The following is a 19,186-nucleotide window of genomic DNA, read 5'->3' on the forward strand; positions in this document are numbered from 1 at the left end:
ACATCTTGATTGTCAAACTGAGGGTGAATGTTATGATCAAGCGATTACTTCAATGTATAATTTTATTTTTAACTATTACTATGTACGCATCATCTAATATAAAAGCAACTACAGACATTCAAGCAGAAGATCAGCAAAGCACTCAAACTACCTCTTCTACAACAAAAATTGCGTACTTAACATTTGATGACGGACCAAATAAATACACACCACAAATTTTAAATATTTTAAAAGAGAAGAACGGAAAAGCAACTTTCTTTGTTATTGGCGGAAAGGTGCCACATTATAAAAAAACGATGGAGCGATTGATTAAAGATGGACATTATATCGGTCTCCATAGTATGTCGCATGATGTAAAACGTCTTTATACTGGCGATCCATCTGTTCTAATTGCAGAAATGGAGCAAACCCAAAACATCGTCCAGCAAGTTACACATTTAAATACACATCTCGTTCGTGTCCCATACGGTAGCATGCCTTACTTAAAAAAGAATTACCGCGACGCACTCGTATCCGCCCAGTATAAAATGTGGGATTGGACAATTGATACATATGACTGGAAAAGCTATGATAATCCTTCCGCAATACTAGAAAGAGTACGAAATCAAAGCGATGAACAAGTAGAGGTTATTTTAATGCATGATTCTAGTGTCACAGTGCAAATACTCCCAAAAGTAATTGATTATTTGCACTCACAAGGATATAAACTACTTCCCTACAATCCATCTTCCCATCTCGAAGTGAATTTTTGGAAAGACACAAGATTGTAACAGCTTTAGTGCCTATGTACTAAAGCTGTTTTATTTTTCTCTTCCCACACTTCCCATTTTTGTGTAAAATTTTAAATAGTGATGAAGTTTCGAGGTGAATAGAAATGAAACGAATAGATCTCATTTTTAACGCAATACAAAAAGGGAATTATACAGAAGGTGTAACAGCATCAGAACTCGCTACACTTCTACAGTTAGATCGTGCAAATGTTAGTAGCGATTTAAACAAGCTTGTGAAAGATAATCGTTTATTAAAAACGAGTACACGCCCTGTCCGTTTTTATATAGAGACGAACACTTCATTGGAAACGCATTCAACAAAGGGCACTTCATTAGATACATTTGCTATTGAAAATACAAGCCTAAAAATTGCAATTGAAAAAGCAAAAGCTTCTATTCTCTATCCTCCAAACGGTATGCATACTTTACTACTTGGAGAAACAGGTGTCGGAAAATCGATGTTCGCTTCTTTAATGCACGAATACGCAATTGAAGTGGAACAACTTCCAAAAGATGCACCTTTTATCGTCTTTAACTGTGCTGATTATGCAAACAATCCACAACTACTACTTGGACAGTTATTCGGGATAAAAAAAGGAGCTTACACAGGTGCCAGTGATCAAAAAGGATTAATTGAAAAAGCACATGAAGGAATCCTTTTCTTAGATGAAGTACATCGCCTTCCTCCAGAGGGACAAGAAATGCTTTTCACCTTTATTGACCGCGGGGTATACCGCCGCCTTGGAGAAACAGAAAATGAACGTAAGGCACGAGTGTTGATTATTACTGCAACAACCGAAGAACCAAATTCATTTTTATTAAAAACATTTACAAGACGTATTCCGATGACCGTTACGCTTCCACCACTTCGTGAGCGAACACATAAAGAACGGTTTGCCTTACTACAGCTATTTTTCACAAATGAAGCAATTCGTCTAAGGAAAGAGATTCATGTTAGTCCAAATACAATGCGCGCTTTCGTCTTTTACAATTGTCCAAATAACATCGGCCAATTGAAAACGGACGTACAAATCGCCTGTGCGAAAGCTTATTCTGATTTCGTAACAAAAAAACGTGATTCTGTCTGTGTTTCAAGTACAGATTTACCTTGGTATATGAAAGAAGGATTATTTATTGAAAGAAAGAGCCGTCATCTATATCAAATACCAAATGAAACATTTGTATTTACAGGTGATGAAGGTTGGAGTAAACATACAATAAAACCCGAAGGAAGTCGCTCTTCTATTTACGATTATATTGATTATAAATATGAAGAACTTCAAGCACGCGGCATTGAAGAGGAAGAATTAGAATTATTAATAGAAAATGATATTCAAAGCTTTTTCGTCCAATACTTTAACCAAATATCTAAAAAAACAAGTCATGAAAATGTTTTTAAAATTGTGGATCGTAATATCGTTTCCGTATGTGAAAAAATTGCGGAACTAGCTGAAAAATATTTATCTAAAACTTTCGATGAAAAAGTGTTTCTCGCTTTAAGTTTACATGTACAGACAACTCTACAACGTTTGCACGGCGGGAAGCAAATTCACCACCCACAATTAAATCAAATTCGTACGAAATATAAAGAAGCTTTTTCCGTAGCTATGCAATGTATTCAGCTATTAGAAGAAGAATTACAAATAACAATGCCTATTGATGAAGCTGGCTTTTTAACAATGTTCTTCGTTGTTGATCCAATTCCTGCCTCACAAACAGAAGTAAAAGTATTAATATTAGCACACGGTAATGGCATCGCAACAGAAATGGCAAACGTGGCAAACGAACTTCTCGGTATCGATGAAGTAACTGGTATCGATATGCCCTTGCATGAATCACCAAAAGACTTCTTAGAGCGTGTTAAAGTGTATATGAAAACACTTCAAAATGTAAACGGGCTTCTCTTACTTGTTGATATGGGATCTCTCGCTTATATTGGTGATATATTAGAAACTGAATTCAAAATCCCTGTCCGTGTTCTTTCAATGACGAGTACACCACACGCACTAGAAGCAGCTCGAAAAGCTCAGCTTGGCTATTCACTAGATGCACTATACGAAACAGTGAAGAACTTAACGCCGTTCTATTTAAACGTACAGGAAGAAAAGAAAAAGCCACTATCGCCAATGAAATCCGTGATTTTAACAGCTTGTTTAACTGGCGAAGGAAGTGCTTTAGCAATTCAAAAAATGTTAGAGAACTATTTACGCTTTGATAAAGACTTAATTGAAATTATTCCGATTAGCATCGTTCATGAAAAAGATTTAACGAAAATGATCGAGAACATAAAAAAAGAGCGTAATATCATTTGTATCGTCACGAATTTCGATGTGCAAGTACCTTGCTTAACATATCATTTCCAAGACATTGTGAACTACACAGCTATTCAACCAATTCAAGAATTGATTACGTATGAAGAAACATATGCGAAAATGGCTGATATTCTTGAACAACAAATGCAGCGTAACGATGGGGCATTACTTATTAAAACAATTCGTTATGCATTAAATACAATTCAGGAATTGATTTCTTTACAGCTAACTCCCGACAGTTTAATGGGTGTGATTTTGCATATGAGCTGCATGGTTGACCGTCTTCAAAAAGGCGAAAGTCTCCTCCCTCATCCTGATAAAGAGAAACGAAGACAAGATGAGTACTGGATGTATATGAAAGTGAAAAAAGCACTGCAACCTATCGAAAATACATTTGAAATACAAATACCAGATGACGAAGTATTTTATGTAATGGACTTCTTCATCAAAAATCAACCTGTAAAAAGTTAAACTAGGCAATAGTGTAGCTTCTCTTTTCAAGTAGTATCCTAGTACGTAGTAAGTGAAATTATATTAGCGATTTTTAAAATATATCGACTTACCGATAATAATTTACAAAAACGGCAACCAGTATAATTAGAAAAGGCTGTTCCAAAATGTTTTTTGGACAGCCTTTTCGCTTACTTCTTTACTTCCCTTATTCTCCCCCTTATTTCTCCCTTTTTATTAGATTTCGTATAAACATTTACATATACATTTGCTTGCATTATCTCTTGAAACAAGCTGTCAAATGCTCTCCCCTGTAAAGGCCCTTCAAAATCTTCCACTTTAGCTACACCAGTAACGACTCCTTCATTCACACTAATTCCTTGCTCTAATGGACCAAACAAACTTAAAACAACTGGACCAATTTGATTCGCTTTCCCTAAATGAATTTGGCATGACGTGATTTTTTTTATGTTTTTTAATATGACCCGATATTGCAACTTCTTTAAATCTTCACTAAAAATGAGCTCTGTTACACCGTAAGCTTCTGTATTTACAGGAGGTACTTCCCTCTTTCCTGTTAACCTAGCAAAGAAATGTGTTGTCATACGGGCATTCTCCTCATATAAATTTCCCAGCACTACTTCTACTACTTTATGGTTTAGACATAATCATTTATGACTTTTTCAAATTTTAATTACAACTAAAAGATTCACAAAATCTTTACATAGAAATCATTTCATTCACTTTATTGCCCCTTGTATAATGCACTTAGAAAAACATTCTGGGAGGGTATCTTGAAAAATAAAAACTATTCTATTCAATTATTAATGGAGATTTTTCTCGTATCATTTAAATTAGGGCTTACTTCGTTTGGAGGCCCTGTCGCCCATCTTGGTTATTTTCACCATGAATACGTGCAAAAAAGAAAATGGATGGATGAACGAAGTTACGGAGACTTAGTAGCACTATGTCAATTCCTTCCTGGACCAGCCAGCAGCCAAGTCGGGATGGGAGTTGGATTATTACGAGGTGGACTATTAGGAGCCATTATTTCATGGATCGGATTCACTCTACCATCTGTGCTCGTTTTAGTTTTCTTCGCTTCCTTCCTTAACCAATTCGAACTTGGAAGTACAGGCTGGATTCATGGACTGAAGCTTGTAGCGGTCGCAATTGTTGCTCATGCAATATGGGGAATGGCTCAAAAGTTAACACCGGACCGAAATCGTGCGACGATTGCTATTGCAACTGCCGCAATCGCCCTATTATGGCCAAGTAGCTGGACACAAGTAATTCTCATTATAGTATCTGGCTTTATCGGCTGGTTTTTATATCGCGACCAACCCGTTAGCCAAGCAAATAAAATAAACGTACCTATTTCAAAAATGGTAGCCATGTCTTGTCTCATCTTATTCTTCGGACTATTAATACTGTTACCGATGTTACGACCATACTCTTATTTCATCTCTTTATTTGACAGCTTCTATCGCTCTGGTGCACTTGTATTCGGAGGAGGGCACGTCGTACTTCCTCTTCTTGAAAGTGAGTTTGTACAAAACGGGATGATGACAAAAGAACAATTTCTAGCTGGATACGGATTAACACAAGCAGTGCCAGGGCCACTATTTACATTCGCTTCTTATATAGGAGCAGTGCTAAATGGAACCGCCGGAGCAGTTATTGCAACGATCGCTATCTTTCTTCCTGCCTTCCTGCTCGTTGTTGGCGTTTTACCGTTTTGGGACAGTGTAAGGAGAGTATCTTACATACAAGGTGCACTACTTGGAGTAAACGCAGCCGTTGTCGGCATTTTACTTGCAGCTTTTTATGATCCAATTTGGACGAGTACAATTATGAATTCTGTAGATTTCGTTTTTGCTTCTCTTCTATTTTGCTTACTCGCTTTTTGGAAAACACCACCTTGGGTTATCGTTATACTCGGAGCCTTCGGTGGATATGTTCTATCCATTTTGTAAGCACAAAAAACGACGGCCCCATTTAGCCGTCGTTTTCCTATTAAAACTTCACAAGCTCTATTCCCTCAGGCAATTCGCTCTCCGTTAAAATACGCAACTCTTTCACGCGATCCATTACGTAAGAAGAACGTTTCACAAGCTCTGGGTCAATATAAGCTGGATGCACCATAATTTCTACCGTTTGCTCGTCCTGCACTCTTTCCTTTAACTTCACAAAATAATCTTCCGTCACACCGTCAGCGTAAAAATCACTGTAAAACACATCTGAAAATGGGTGCACCGCTCGCTCTTCTTCACAACGACGAATTGGAACATTATATTTACTTGCTAAACTCTCAAGAACGTCGTGTAAAAGCGGTAATCCATGCACATGATGATGACTATCTAAATGAGTTGGTGTTAAACCGTAAGACAAAAATTTCTCAATTTGAGCCGTCCACTCTCTTTCAACCTCTTCTGGATTTATATTGCCTTCCCATACAACACCTTGTTTATGAAACAATCCATCGCTACTCACAAGTGATGGAACGTCTTTAAGAAGCGGTTCTCCTGCCGTTAATACGAGATGCACTCCTACTCCTAACGTTTTATACTCTTTCGCTAAACGTACGGCATGCTCTGTCCCTGGCATATTCATCATCATCGTCGTTGAATTTACAAGCCCGTTTTTATGTCCATCAATAATTCCGTAATTCGTACCTTCTGTAAGACCGAAATCATCTGCATTTACAATTAGCTTAATCATCGCAATACCTCCTACTAGAATTAAAAAAAGCGGGCTAAATAGCGCCGCTTTATTTCTCTATCTTCTTAAAGAATTGTGGAAGATGTTCTTTATGAGCTTCTAACATTTCATCTAAAATTTGTTTTGCAACTTTATCTGATGGTACAAGTGGATTAATTGTCATAGCAAGCAGCGCCTTATGATAATCCCCTGTAATAGCAGCTTCAATTGTTGTGCGCTCAAATGATTTAATTTGCTGTACTAAACCGCGAACTGGTACCGGTAAGTCTCCTACCGCAATTGGTTTTGGACCTTCTTTCGTAATAATACAGTTCACTTCAACAGCCGAATCATGTGGCAAGCTTGCAATTGTTCCGTTGTTTCGTGTATTAACAGGCTGGATATCACCTTTATTATTGTAAATAGACGTAATTAAGCTACATGCTGCGTCACTATAATAAGCTCCGCCACGTTTTTCTAATTGTGGTGGTTTAATATCTAAATTCGGGTCTTTATATAACTCGAATAAATCATTTTCTAATTGTTTTACTACTTCTGCACGTGTACCTTTTTCAATCGAAGCTTCTTTCTCTTCTTCTAACATTTCACGTGTTTTATAGTAGTAACGATGGTATGGACATGGAATAGCGCGAAGACCACGAATGAAATCTGGCTCCCAGTTAAGCGCAGCGATGTTTTCCATCGTAATTTGCTTTTCTGGATCTGTTACAAGCTCTAACACACGATCCATTACACTTACTCCATCTAAGTATACATCTAATCCGTATACCATGTGATTTAAACCAGCGAAATCAACATGTACCCGGCTTGCATCTACTTCAAGTAATCTCGCAAGACCCATACGAATTCCGATTGGAACGTTACACAGACCAACTACTCTTTGAATGCTTGTATAACGAAGGACAGCTTCTGTTACCATACCAGCCGGATTTGCGAAGTTAATAAGCCATGCGTTTGGACAAAGTTCCTCCATGTCCTTACAAATATCTAAAATAACAGGAATCGTTCTCAGCGCTTTAAATAAACCACCAGGACCATTCGTTTCCTGACCAATTACATCATATTTTAATGGAATTGCTTCATCTTTTGCACGAGCTTCTAATAAACCAACGCGAAGCTGTGTTGTTACGAAGTCAGCATCTTTTAATGCCTCACGGCGATCCAGTGTTAAATGAATATCAATTGGTAATCCTGATTTTTTCACCATACGTTTCGCTAAGTTACCAACAATTTCTAACTTTTCTTTTCCTGCCTCAATATCTACTAACCAAATTTCACGAACAGGAAGCTCGTCATAACGTTTAATAAATCCTTCAATTAACTCTGGTGTATAACTAGATCCACCGCCGATTGTAGCAATTTTAATTCCAGTCATGCTTTATTCCCCTTTCGCTTCTAGCTTTTTATAAAGGTCAATAAATTCTGCTGCTAATTCTTTTACTGTAATAGAATTCATTAAATGATCTTGTGCATGAATTAAAAGAACACTAATCTCTGTTTTTTCTCCTCTTGCTTCTGATTGTATGAGCTCTGTTTGGAAATGATGCGCTTCATTAATCGCTTCTTTCGCCTTTACCATCGCTTCGTCTGCTTCTGCCATTTTCCCCTGTTTGGCAAATTGAAGTGCCTCCATTGCAAAGCTTCGTGCATTACCACTATTTAAAATCAATTGGAATGGAATTTGTTCTGCTGTAGTCATCATAATTACCGCCCTCTCTATTATGGTTCAACCGATTTAAATACCCCTTCAGTTTGAACATTTCTATTAAAGTATTAATTTATTAATGATAGTTTGGTGTTCTTATAGATGGGTCTCATCTTTTTGAACATGATATAAAGGTAATTGTTCTCACAGATAATGTTGTCTGTGAGAACAATTATTATGTTACATAGGTAAAGAGTTGTTATTTCCTTGTGCTGCTGCTTTTTCAGTACGAACAACTGAACGGTCAGATAACACAACGAATGGATAATAGATTACCATTGCAATTACAAAGTTAAATAACTGTAGAATCGCACCAGAAATATGTCCACCTGTTACAAGATAACCACTAATAATTGGTGGTGTTGCCCATGGAATCATCACAACTGTTTTTGGTACCCAACCAATAGATATAGCTGTATAAGAAGTAATTACTAATACAATTGGTGTTAGGATAAACGGTAAGAATAAAATTGGATTTAAAATAATTGGTGTACCAAAGATTACTGGTTCGTTAATGTTGAATGCACCTGGACCAATTGATAGACGCGATACACCACGTAGTTGTGCACTTTTTGCTACAAGTAATACCACTACTAAGAATGCTAATGTTGCACCAGAACCACCAAGATATACGAAAGTATCAAAGAATGGTTTTGTAATAATGTTTGGAACATCAAATGCAGATGTACCACCTTGGAATAACTTCATGTTTTTCTCTAATGCCGGTAAGTATAATGGCTCAATAATACCACCAACGATATTTGGACCATGTAAACCGAAGAACCAAAGAAGATGAACAAGGAGTACAATGACAATTGCACTTGGTAATGTCCCTGCTAAACTTTGCAGTGGTGATTGAATCGTATTAAAGATAAATTCATGAACACTTGTACCAGCTAATTTCACTGCTAATTGAATACCTGCAACTACTGTTAAAATAACAAATGCTGGAACTATAGCTGCGAAAGATCTTAAAACTGCTGGTGGTACTCCATCAGGCATTTTAAAAGTAATGTTTCTTTGTACAAAGAAACGGAATACTTCAGTAACAAGAAGTGCTACGATAATTGCTACGAATAACCCTTGTGCACCTGTCCAAGCTAAGTTCAATCCGCCTTCTTTCGGTGTTGTTGGCGTAAGAATAATTAACGCACCAAATGAAATAATACCTGCTGACAAACCATCAACGCCGTAAGATTTTGCTAAGTTATAACTTGTTGTAAATGCTATGATTAGTGCTAGAATTGCGAAAGAACCGGTCCACATTCCACCGCCAACTTGTTTCCACGTTTCACCAAACAAACCTTTCATGAAATCTTGGAAAGCCTCAGATGGAAAACCATTAATTAGTGATGCAAGTGCACCAACTAAAATAAGTGGCATAACTGCAATAAATCCATCACGGATCGCAGCTAAGTGACGTTGCGATCCGATTTTACCAGCGACAGGAACAATATATTTCTCCATAAATGCAATAAACTTTTGCATTTCGCTTCCCCCCTAATTATTTTTTAAGTGTTAATGCGTGATCTAAAACTGCTTCTCCATTCATCATGCCGTAGTGCATTGGGTTAATAACATCGATTCCAACGCTTTTTTCATCAGCAAGCGTTTTCATTGAAGAAAGCATGTAACGAACTTGCGGTCCTAATAATAGTACATCTGCTTGATCGATATTGTTTTTTACTGCATCCCCAGATACAGCCCAAATCTTACCTTCTAGACCGCGAGCCTTTGCAGCCGCTTCCATTTTTGTAACTAGTAAACTTGTAGACATCCCTGCTGAACAACATAATAAAATATTCATTTATAAATCCCCCTTGTGTGGTATAAAAAATTTATGTTTTTTATTTTTCTTTACGCTATTTATTAATGCAATTAGCGTGCCAACTTTTTAAAATGCCTAAAATCAGCGTTTTTTCGAGCAATTTATTTGTGTGTTACCGCTTTCAATCAGTGTGTCACCAAAGAAACACACAGTGTGTTATAAAACAACACGCTTTTAACACATAACTGTATGAAAATAGATTAGTGTTTAGTTGTCTAGTTATGTTTAAAATAAAAAAACACTAAATTTTTTTAAAGCGTGAAAATATAATAACGAAAAATATAATATTTCGACTCAAATCAAAAACAAATACCTATTCAAGATACTCGTCTAACTATTGTCCAGTCACACTCTATTAAATTACATAGAATAGAATAAAATAAAGTATTTTGAAAGGGGATTCCAATGCCAAAGCATAGAAAAAAGAATAGAATGAAAATTTATAGAATACAGTTTCAAAATAAATGGTATAAACATGAGGAGGGTTCTGAACTAGATTCAAACACGTATAAACTAGACAAACAGGACACTGAAGATACGCAAGACAAACAAGATAAACAGGACAAACCAGGTAAACAAGACAAACAAGATAAACAGGACAAACAAGATAAGCAAGACAAACAAGATAAACAGGACAAACAGGACAAACCAGGTAAACAAGACAAACAAGATAAGCAAGATAAACAAGACAAACCAGGTAAACCAGGTAAACAAGACAAACAAGATAAACAAGATAAACAGGACAAACAGGACAAACCAGGTAAACAAGACAAACAAGACAAGCAAGATAAACAGGACAAACAAGATAAGCAAGACAAACAAGATAAACAGGACAAACCAGGTAAACAAGACAAGCAGGACAAACCAGATAAACAAGACAAGCAGGACAAACCAGATAAACAAGACAAGCAGGACAAACCAGATAAACAAGACAAGCAGGACAAACCAGATAAACACGATAAGCAAGATAAACAGGACGAAGACCAGGATGAAGACGAGGACGAAGACGATAAGCAAGTACAATCGGAAGATGTAATAATAGTACCAACAGATTCGCACAGCTTAGATATATGGGATGAAATTTCACTAAAAGAAATACAAGCTGGCGAACATACAAGTTTATTTGAAGAAAAAAGCAATTATCAAAATATTAACTTACTCCAAGTAAGCGATATTCGTCTATATTTGGATAAACAGCTACAATTTAGTTCCGTCGATGAGCAAATCTATCATGAGGCACTAGTTCATCCGATTATGTCAAAGGTAATAGATCCAAAGCGTGTTCTCATACTAGGCGGTGGCGATGGCCTTGCTTTAAGAGAGGTTTTAAAATATGAAACGGTTATCCATGTAGACCTCGTCGACTTAGACGAAGAAATGATTAAGATGGCTCGCAATGTTCCAGAATTAGTCGCTTTAAACCAACGCGCATTTTTTGACGATCGCGCAAATGTACATGTATGTGACGCAAAAGAATTTCTGAAATCTCCTTCCTCTTTATATGATGTAATTATTATTGATTTTCCGGATCCAGCGACAGAAGTATTAAGCACTTTATATACGAGTGAACTCTTTGCCCTTATAGCTACGTTCCTAACAGAGGATGGCGCATTTGTTTGCCAATCTAATTCACCTGCTGATGCACCTCTTGTATATTGGAGTATTGGTAACACAATTGAACATGCCGGATTAACTGTAAAAAGCTATCATACAATTGTTCCTTCTTTCGGAACTGACTGGGGATTTCATATTGCTGCTAACTCCTCGTTTGCACTCGATCAAATTGAACAATTATACGTAGTACCAGTTCCTCGAACATTACCTTCTCTTCTTGCTCCTTTATTTCAATTTAAAGAAGAATATTTAGAGCACCGTAACAATGCCGTTTTAAATTCAGAATCTGATCTTATCCTACATCATTACTATCAAAAAGAAATGGAGTTTTGACAAGGAAGGTGCAAATATATGGAATATTCTACGTTTGGGCGTCATATAATAGTAGATTTATGGGGCGTAGATTTTTCTCTATTAAATGATATTCATTTTTTAGAGCATCATTTAGTTGCCGCTGCGAATCGCTCTGGTGCCCACGTTTTAAATGTAAGTAGCAAGGAATTCCACCCATATGGAGTTACGGTATTAATTTTATTATCAGAAAGCCATCTCTCTATTCACACTTATCCCGAAAAGAAATTTGCAGCAATTGATTGTTATACTTGTGGCACATCTGTTGATCCTCAAAAAGCTATTAATTCTATAATAAGCGTGTTAAAACCAGAACGTATGCATATAAAAAAATTAATTCGTGGTGTAGGAGAATTTGTTACTATCGATTAATTATCATCCCCATTTACTCATGAAGAAGGAGGCTTGTTAATATAAAAATACCATCAGTGGAACTTATAACACTCCACTGATGGTAAGCACACATACATATTCTATTCATCCCGCGTTAACGGGCAGTAAAATTCCCACCTCAAAATTCGGCTGGAGCAAAGAAGTTAGGTGGGAGATCCACTGCCCGTAGACGCCCGATTGGTGAAGGCTACTAATCAGTGGGGGATGAACAAAACCCCCACTGATTAAAGTTTCACTTTATCTTAATTGATGATTTAATTTTGCTAGTTTTCGTTTCCAATATAAAGTCAGCATAAACCTGGAAATAATAAATACAATCATCCATAAGTAGCCCTCTTTTCGTCATAACTGTCTCTTTTAAAAACATAAAAAAACCTTGCATACGCAAGGTTCATTCAGCTACTCACATCTTCCTATATAATTCTACAAATTCACTCGCCAATTCCTTCACTGTAATTGCGTTCATTAAATGATCTTGCGCATGTACCATCAGCAGGGTAACTTCTGTCTTTTCCCCGCCAGCTTCTTTCTGTATGAGCTCTGTTTGTAAGCGGTGCGCCTCTTGCAATTCATTTAACGCTTCTTGTAGTTTAGCTTCTGCTTCCTTAAATTCACCGCGCTTAGCAAAATCAATTGCTTCCATTGCACAACTTCTCGCATTTCCCCCGTGCAAGATTAAATGAAAAACTTTCGTCTCTATCGTATCCATTTTATTTCTTTACTCCCCCTTTTCTTCCGCTACTTTTTGTTTATCCCATATTTTTAAGAATGGCAAGTAAATAAAGAATGCAAGCGCAAAGTTAACGAGTTGCAAAACAACCCCTGAAATTTTCCCGCCTGACCCTAAATATCCACTAAACAGAATAGGTGTAGTCCAAGGTACAGCAGCTCCGCTCGGACGTGCAACCCATCCCCATTCCATTGCAAAATAAGAAACAACCGTTAACACGACTGGAACCAGTATAAATGGAATAAGTAAAAGTGGGTTCATTACAATCGGCATTCCAAAAGTCACCATTTCATTAATGTTAAAAATACCAGGTGCAATCGACAATCGTCCTAAACTTTTCAATTGCTGACTTCGCGCAAATAATAACATTCCTACAACTAAAGCAAGTGTTGCGCCAGAACCGCCCATATAAATCCATAAGTCAAAGAACTGCGCAGTAATCGTATTCGGTACGTCTTGACCAGCCTGAAAAGCAATTCGGTTTTGGTCCATTAACGACAACCAAATCGGGCTCATTACACCGCCAACAATTGCAGCGCCATGAATTCCACACGCCCAAAGTACATGGACAATAATAACGGCTATTACTGCGCCCCAAAGACTGGCACCAAGTGCACTAAGTGGTTCTTGTAAAATTTTCCCCACAATATTATGGATGCTGCCGAAAGAAGTATTTTCTATCATTAAGCGCAAGATCCAAATAACAGTTACAACAATAAATCCTGGAACGAGTGCTGCAAATGAACGTGTCACAGCTGGCGGTACCGTTTCTGGCATTTTTATAATCAGCTTTTTTTGTACAATAAATCTATAAAGTTCAGTAGATATAAGTGCTATAATCATCGCAACGAATAACCCTTGGCTTCCCATTAAAACAGCTGGTATAGCCCCTTCTACAAGTACACTTTCTTTCGTACTTGGTATTATATATGCAACTTGAAATGGAGTTGCAAGTAAGAATGTCACAAGTGATAACGCCCCTGCCGCTAATGCATCGACCTTATAGTATCCTCCAAGTCTGTAAGCGATTCCAAAAGTGGCTATTAAAGACATTATATTAAATGTTGCGCTAACTGGATACCCCAAAGCCTTTTGCCAACTCTCCCCAAACAATCCTGCCATAAAATCATTATATCCTGGTATGGGTAAAGCACTAATAATTAGAAAAAAAGATCCGATAATCAAGAAAGGCATCGTCAAAATAATCCCATCACGAATCGCTTGCAAATGTCTCTGCTCTGCAACCTTTCCTGCTACTGGCATCACATATTTCTCTAAAAATCCAATCATCTATCCCACTCTCCTCATGGTTTCATTGACAAAGCTGCTTGCAAGATAGCTTCTCCATTACAAAGCCCATAATGGACAGATTGAATGACATCAACAGGTATTCCTTTCTCCTTACATAATTCTTTCATTTTCGGTAATAAATAACGTACTTGTGGTCCAAGTAAAAGTACATCCGCATCATCGATATGATTTCGCACTTCTGAACCTGATACAGCCCAAATCTTTACCTCTATCCCCCTTGCCTGTGCCGCTTTCTCCATTTTTGTAACTATCAAACTGGAAGACATTCCCGCTGCACAGCAAAGCAAAATATTCATCCTGTTTCCCTCCCTCTTTTTCTAAACCTAAGTTATGGTGCAGCCCTTGCCACCACTAGGTTACAAATATATATGTCTAGATTTCTAACTGTATGCCGAGCTTAAAAACAAAAATTTCTCGGTTTTCACGCTATTCCATCTATCCGTATTTTCCTAGTAAAGAAGTCTCTAACTCGCTATAATGATTCAGTATGATTTTTTATAATCGATAGGAGGGTATATTTATGAAGGCATATCGCTTTCCGCTTATTTTATTATCTTCTATCCTAATTGGTGGTTTCATTGGTTATTTCATGGGTGCCGATGCAGTTGCTTTAAAGCCGCTTGGTGACATTTTCTTAAACTTAATGTTTACGATTGTTGTACCGTTAGTGTTCTTTAGCATCGCGTCATCTATTGCTAATATGGATGGATTAAAACGTTTCGGTAAAATTATGTCTAGTATGGCTGGAACTTTCTTATTTACAAGTATTTTAGCTGCTATTTTTATGATTATTATTGTGAAAGTATTCCCGCCAGCACAAGGTGTTGTATTAGAACTAACACAGCCTGATAAAGCTGAAAAAGCAGTTAGTGTTGCTGATCAAATTGTTGGTATCCTAACAGTATCAGACTTTTCAAAGTTACTATCTCGTGAGAACATGCTAGCTCTTATTTTCTTCTCTATCTTAATGGGGGTTGCAACTTCAGCAGTTGGTGAAAAAGGGAAACCATTCGCTACATTCTTACAAGCTGGTGCAGAAATTTCAATGAAAGTTGTATCTTTCATTATGTACTACGCTCCAATCGGACTAGCTGCCTACTTCGCAGCATTAGTTGGTGAATTCGGACCACAACTTCTTGGAACTTACTTCCGAGCAGCAATGGTATACTATCCGGCTTCTCTTATTTACTTCTTTGTATTCTTTACATTCTATGCATACCTTGCAGGTCGCAAACAAGGTGTACAAGTATTTTGGAAGAACATGGTCTCTCCTACAGTTACATCACTTGCAACTTGTAGTAGTGCCGCAAGTATTCCAGCGAACTTAGAAGCAACGAAGAAAATGGGTATTTCTTCTGACGTTCGTGAAACAGTTGTCCTTCTTGGATCTACACTTCATAAAGACGGATCTGTTTTAGGCGGGGTATTAAAAATTTCTTTCTTATTCGGTATTTTCAACATGGAATTCGAAGGACCGAAAACATTAGCAATTGCACTTGTTGTTTCTCTATTAGTAGGAACAGTAATGGGTGCTATTCCGGGCGGAGGTATGATTGGTGAAATGTTAATCGTTTCTCTATACGGATTCCCACCAGAAGCATTGCCAATTATCGCCGCAATTAGTACAATCATCGATCCTCCTGCAACAGTGTTAAACGTAACAGGAGATAACGCTTGTGCCGTAATGACAGCTCGTCTTGTAGAAGGTAAAAACTGGATCAAAAATAAATTTGCTTAATATATAGAAAGAGGATGCCCGCTTTGAGCATCCTTTTTTTGTTGTTATTTGTCAGTGAATCGATATATCGGAAAAATCGTTGATATATTGGAAATTACGATAGATATATTAGCAAAACCGTTAATATAATCCCATCCCGCCACAAATTTGTTATAATCTTCACAAATATTCCACACCTTTCATCCTTTCTCCGTACTATAATCATGTATGGAAAAGGAGATGAACACGATGACACAAAGCGCACCAGAATTTAAAGTTTTGCAAAGCATTGCATTTCTTGCTGTCGTTTTGCAAAGTTCCTTATTATATACAATGAATCAAGGAAATGTCTTACTCGAGCAATCCCTCATTATGGGTATGCTATTTAATCTTGCAAAATTTTCAGCACCTGCATTCATATTTATCGTCGGCTTCCATTTAATTCGGCAATATACGAAGCAACTCGTTTACAAAGAATATATTTATGAAAAAGCCACACATTTACTCATCCCTTATTTCTTCTGGTCTATTCTTTATCTAGTAACAACAAACGATGTCATTACACTACAAGGCGGAATAAAAAGTTTATTACTCGGAACGGCTGCACCTCATCTTTGGTACGTGATTATGATGTTCCAAATTCACTTATTGTTCCCGTTACTATGCACACTATTTTATTGGTTTCAAAAACGAATAGAAAATAAAAAAGACATATATAAATATATGACCATTTTCGCTTGTCTATATTTCTTCTTAATGTGGTACTCTTCTCACTACATTTTTAATGGAGAGAAACTGACTAGTTCAACCATTTTACATTATACAGATCGTTCCTTCTTCTTCTACTCATTCTATTTCGTCATGGGAGGAGTAGCTGCTGTAGCATTACAAACTTGGCGTATATTTGTCATGAAACATATTCCGCTTATAACAATCTTATTTTTCATCTTATTTTTATTCATCAATTATGAGTTATTTAGTTTTTACGGCGCCAATTCTATTCATTTAACCGTTTCTACCTATTTAAAACCATCTATGTTTCTATATATCGTATGCGAAATTATGATACTGTACGTGTTATCTATTATGATTGTAAAACGAAGAGGCTTATTATATAAAACGTTAAAATTTATCGGAAACTATACGTACGGCGCCTATTTAGCCCACTTTTTCTTTTTACATATAGGCACAAAGTTTCTTTCTCTATTTGCACTACAAGAAAACACAATATTATATAGTCTATTACTATTTTCAGTAACAGCCGTACTTTCTATATTCACAATGGTCATTTGCAGTACACTACCATTTCATATATGGGTTACAGGGCCTTCCCCTATGACAAATATGAAATGGGCGAAGATTGCCATTCGGAAAAATCATGAAAAAGTATTTAAACCATATATTTGATATACTAGTATTTCATATAAGAAAAGAAAGCAGGAGACACCTATGATTAATCAAATTGGACAAATTATGTTATATGTAAATAACCAAGATGAATCAGTACAATTTTGGACAGAAACAGTAGGATTCCAAATCGTTGCGGAAGAAAATAACGGACAAGGATTTCGCTGGATTGAAATTGCGCTGGCAAAAGAAGCTGGAACAAGCATTGTCCTTCACGATAAGGCGTTAATTGCGAAGATGCAACCTGAATTAAACTTAAATACACCTTCACTTATGTTCTTCTCTAATAACTTAGATCAACTGTATAAAGATCTTTCTGAGAAAAACGTTACGGTTGGACAAGTTGTAGATTTACCTACTGGTAGAGCATTCAATTTTGCTGATAATGAAAACAATTACTTTGCGGTAATGGAAAAGAAATAAGAAAAAAGTGCCACCCCTAGGGTGGCGCTCTATTTTTTACTCTTCTCCAATTCCATTTCAGCTAGAAGTGGTAGTACGTTATCGAAAATATGTGTATTATTATTCTCACCTGTTACATATCCACCATAATATCTACTAAATACATTATCATTTCGGAATGTAGTCATCCGCTCATACAATTCCTTCGCAAACTTTGCATCACCTGTTTGTAGTACGTACAAAATTGTTAATCCGTAAGATGCTGGTGATTCATAGTTCACAGCTTGTTTTCCCGTTTCTAAGTTATAACGTCCGTATAACTTTCCGTCTTCACGAAATTTCTTCTTTATAAATTCCAAATAAGCATCTGATGAAAGACCGCCTAAACTGCGATGATAAGCAACGTATGATTGATCAATAAGATTCACTTCTTTATCGTACGTAAATGTACCATCTTCTTTATACTCTTTCGGAAATGCCCAACCCTCTCTCGGATAATCAGCTAAAAACTGAACAACTTCCTGATACTGCTGTGCAGAAATTTTTCCGTACTTTTTCATATAAGAGAATGCATGAGGATTTATGTAAGATGTTGTTGTAAACTTATTTTGTTTACCTGCATCTGCATCATAATAATCCACGTAATAATTATCTTTTTTATTATAACGAAGTACAGCATTGCTCAATTGATCAGCAAGGTTTTTATAGCGCTCTTCCTTATACATTTCATAAGCACGATATAATTGTTCAATAATACGAAGATCATCTATAAGTGCATTTGTGGCTGACTGCATTTCTCCCTTTTCAGAGATTTTCCATAAAACGATGTGTTCCTTATGTACAAAATTATTTTGAATGACCTTTACTTGCTCATCAAATAGTGACTGATCATCTTTATCAAGCGTATATTGTAACCATAGTCCTGCTGATTCTGATAAAGCTTCACGGCCCTTCGCTTCACCCATTCCTGCCTTTGTATCCTCTAAACGGTACGTTGCAAGTGTCCCATTTTCATTTACCATATGCCTTAAAATAAAATGCTCCGTACGGTTTCCTTGTAAAGCCGACCAAAATACAATTCCGACTAATACGATTAAGAAAACAACTCCAAACCCTATATATAAACGTTTTCGCAAGCTTTTCACCTCCTTTTAAGGCTAACCTTAATTTTACCAGAACATACGCAAATATAAAAAAGACAATCCTTTAGATTGTCTCTCCCACCTTATCCTTCGCAAGCCTCTTTAGAAGGTCTATATAGCGATTCCACAAGTCGATCATATTCACGACGCGTAATTTCTTTATTATACAACTTTAATAATAAATCTCTATGCTCTCTTGAAAATGCCATCTTTTTAATGACTTCAGGATACATAAAACACCCTCTCCATTTCACATAAACTTCTTCATCCCGGAAATAGAACTTACGTTCGCATAAAAGATTATAAAAGATTCAGACCTAAAAAACAAATAAA

19 protein-coding genes are annotated in these 19,186 nt (G+C 36.7%); 8 read left to right on the forward strand and 11 right to left on the reverse strand.

Annotation, left to right across the window (positions count from 1 at the left end; translation table 11 throughout):
* The first annotated feature begins 32 nt into the window (after positions 1-32).
* Both EXW56_RS24790 and EXW56_RS24795 read left to right on the forward strand, forming a co-directional pair.
* Positions 33-770 (forward strand): polysaccharide deacetylase family protein, encoded by a 738-nt coding sequence (locus EXW56_RS24790; RefSeq protein WP_098988412.1) that lies wholly within the window; start codon positions 33-35, stop codon positions 768-770.
* A 104-nt stretch (positions 771-874) separates the two neighbouring features.
* Entirely contained in the window at positions 875-3,553 is a 2,679-nt protein-coding gene (locus EXW56_RS24795; RefSeq protein ID WP_002198846.1) for a sigma-54-dependent transcriptional regulator, read from the forward strand.
* 170 nt (positions 3,554-3,723) lie between these two features.
* Here EXW56_RS24795 and exsM read toward each other — a convergent pair whose 3' ends face one another.
* Positions 3,724-4,137, reverse strand: coding sequence for an exosporium regulatory protein ExsM (gene exsM, locus EXW56_RS24800; RefSeq protein WP_002112891.1), 414 nt, complete (start codon positions 4,135-4,137; stop codon positions 3,724-3,726).
* Positions 4,138-4,359: 222 nt separating this feature from the next.
* Between exsM and EXW56_RS24805 the strand changes: the two genes are divergently transcribed.
* Positions 4,360-5,508 carry a chromate transporter gene (locus EXW56_RS24805; RefSeq protein WP_420042236.1) on the forward strand — a complete coding sequence of 383 codons (1,149 nt, stop codon included), beginning with the start codon at positions 4,360-4,362 and terminating at the stop codon, positions 5,506-5,508.
* A 40-nt stretch (positions 5,509-5,548) separates the two neighbouring features.
* Here EXW56_RS24805 and chbG read toward each other — a convergent pair whose 3' ends face one another.
* The 5 genes from chbG to EXW56_RS24830 form a co-directional block, all read right to left on the reverse strand.
* Positions 5,549-6,253, reverse strand: coding sequence for a chitin disaccharide deacetylase (chbG, locus tag EXW56_RS24810; RefSeq protein ID WP_215597047.1), 705 nt, complete (start codon positions 6,251-6,253; stop codon positions 5,549-5,551).
* A gap of 49 nt (positions 6,254-6,302) precedes the next feature.
* On the reverse strand, positions 6,303-7,628 hold the full coding sequence (celF, locus tag EXW56_RS24815) for a 6-phospho-beta-glucosidase (RefSeq protein WP_002198843.1): 1,326 nt from the start codon (positions 7,626-7,628) through the stop codon (positions 6,303-6,305).
* 3 nt (positions 7,629-7,631) lie between these two features.
* Positions 7,632-7,955 (reverse strand): PTS lactose/cellobiose transporter subunit IIA, encoded by a 324-nt coding sequence (locus EXW56_RS24820; RefSeq protein ID WP_000989054.1) that lies wholly within the window; start codon positions 7,953-7,955, stop codon positions 7,632-7,634.
* Between the two features lie 183 nt (positions 7,956-8,138).
* A complete protein-coding gene (gene celB / locus EXW56_RS24825) occupies positions 8,139-9,446 on the reverse strand; it encodes a PTS cellobiose transporter subunit IIC (RefSeq protein ID WP_002123967.1) in 1,308 nt (435 codons plus the stop codon).
* Between the two features lie 16 nt (positions 9,447-9,462).
* Positions 9,463-9,765 (reverse strand): PTS sugar transporter subunit IIB, encoded by a 303-nt coding sequence (locus tag EXW56_RS24830; protein WP_002123966.1) that lies wholly within the window; start codon positions 9,763-9,765, stop codon positions 9,463-9,465.
* A 426-nt stretch (positions 9,766-10,191) separates the two neighbouring features.
* Here EXW56_RS24830 and EXW56_RS24835 point away from each other — a divergent pair, with 426 nt between their 5' ends.
* Together EXW56_RS24835 and speD are read left to right on the forward strand one after the other, a co-directional pair.
* Entirely contained in the window at positions 10,192-11,733 is a 1,542-nt protein-coding gene (locus EXW56_RS24835; RefSeq protein WP_215597048.1) for a polyamine aminopropyltransferase, read from the forward strand.
* 18 nt (positions 11,734-11,751) lie between these two features.
* Positions 11,752-12,123 (forward strand): adenosylmethionine decarboxylase, encoded by a 372-nt coding sequence (speD, locus tag EXW56_RS24840; protein ID WP_098988416.1) that lies wholly within the window; start codon positions 11,752-11,754, stop codon positions 12,121-12,123.
* A 424-nt stretch (positions 12,124-12,547) separates the two neighbouring features.
* Here speD and EXW56_RS24845 read toward each other — a convergent pair whose 3' ends face one another.
* The 3 genes from EXW56_RS24845 to EXW56_RS24855 are packed head-to-tail and all read right to left on the reverse strand — an operon-like array spanning position 12,548 to position 14,481.
* Entirely contained in the window at positions 12,548-12,853 is a 306-nt protein-coding gene (locus EXW56_RS24845) for a PTS sugar transporter subunit IIA (protein WP_002198838.1), read from the reverse strand.
* A 9-nt stretch (positions 12,854-12,862) separates the two neighbouring features.
* Complete coding sequence (gene celB, locus EXW56_RS24850; protein WP_016106642.1) at positions 12,863-14,164, reverse strand: PTS cellobiose transporter subunit IIC; 1,302 nt, start codon at positions 14,162-14,164, stop codon at positions 12,863-12,865.
* Between the two features lie 14 nt (positions 14,165-14,178).
* On the reverse strand, positions 14,179-14,481 hold the full coding sequence (locus EXW56_RS24855; protein ID WP_002198836.1) for a PTS sugar transporter subunit IIB: 303 nt from the start codon (positions 14,479-14,481) through the stop codon (positions 14,179-14,181).
* Between the two features lie 224 nt (positions 14,482-14,705).
* On the opposite strand from EXW56_RS24855, the gene EXW56_RS24860 reads away from it, so the two are divergent.
* The 3 genes from EXW56_RS24860 to EXW56_RS24870 all read left to right on the forward strand — a co-directional run bounded on the left by EXW56_RS24860 (position 14,706) and on the right by EXW56_RS24870 (position 17,732).
* On the forward strand, positions 14,706-15,923 hold the full coding sequence (locus EXW56_RS24860) for a dicarboxylate/amino acid:cation symporter (protein WP_002112907.1): 1,218 nt from the start codon (positions 14,706-14,708) through the stop codon (positions 15,921-15,923).
* 228 nt (positions 15,924-16,151) lie between these two features.
* Positions 16,152-17,309, forward strand: coding sequence for an acyltransferase (locus EXW56_RS24865; RefSeq protein WP_215597049.1), 1,158 nt, complete (start codon positions 16,152-16,154; stop codon positions 17,307-17,309).
* 42 nt (positions 17,310-17,351) lie between these two features.
* Complete coding sequence (locus tag EXW56_RS24870) at positions 17,352-17,732, forward strand: VOC family protein (protein WP_002159850.1); 381 nt, start codon at positions 17,352-17,354, stop codon at positions 17,730-17,732.
* A gap of 29 nt (positions 17,733-17,761) precedes the next feature.
* Here the strand turns inward: EXW56_RS24870 and EXW56_RS24875 are convergent, their stop codons facing one another.
* Both EXW56_RS24875 and EXW56_RS24880 read right to left on the reverse strand, forming a co-directional pair.
* Positions 17,762-18,847, reverse strand: a complete 1,086-nt coding sequence (locus EXW56_RS24875) for a hypothetical protein (RefSeq protein ID WP_002198834.1) — start codon at positions 18,845-18,847, stop codon at positions 17,762-17,764.
* 89 nt (positions 18,848-18,936) lie between these two features.
* A complete protein-coding gene (locus EXW56_RS24880) occupies positions 18,937-19,086 on the reverse strand; it encodes a hypothetical protein (RefSeq protein ID WP_002016173.1) in 150 nt (49 codons plus the stop codon).
* Between the last annotated feature and the right edge of the window lie 100 nt (positions 19,087-19,186).

This window comes from Bacillus mycoides (assembly GCF_018742245.1).
Taxonomy (GTDB): domain Bacteria; phylum Bacillota; class Bacilli; order Bacillales; family Bacillaceae_G; genus Bacillus_A; species Bacillus_A cereus_U.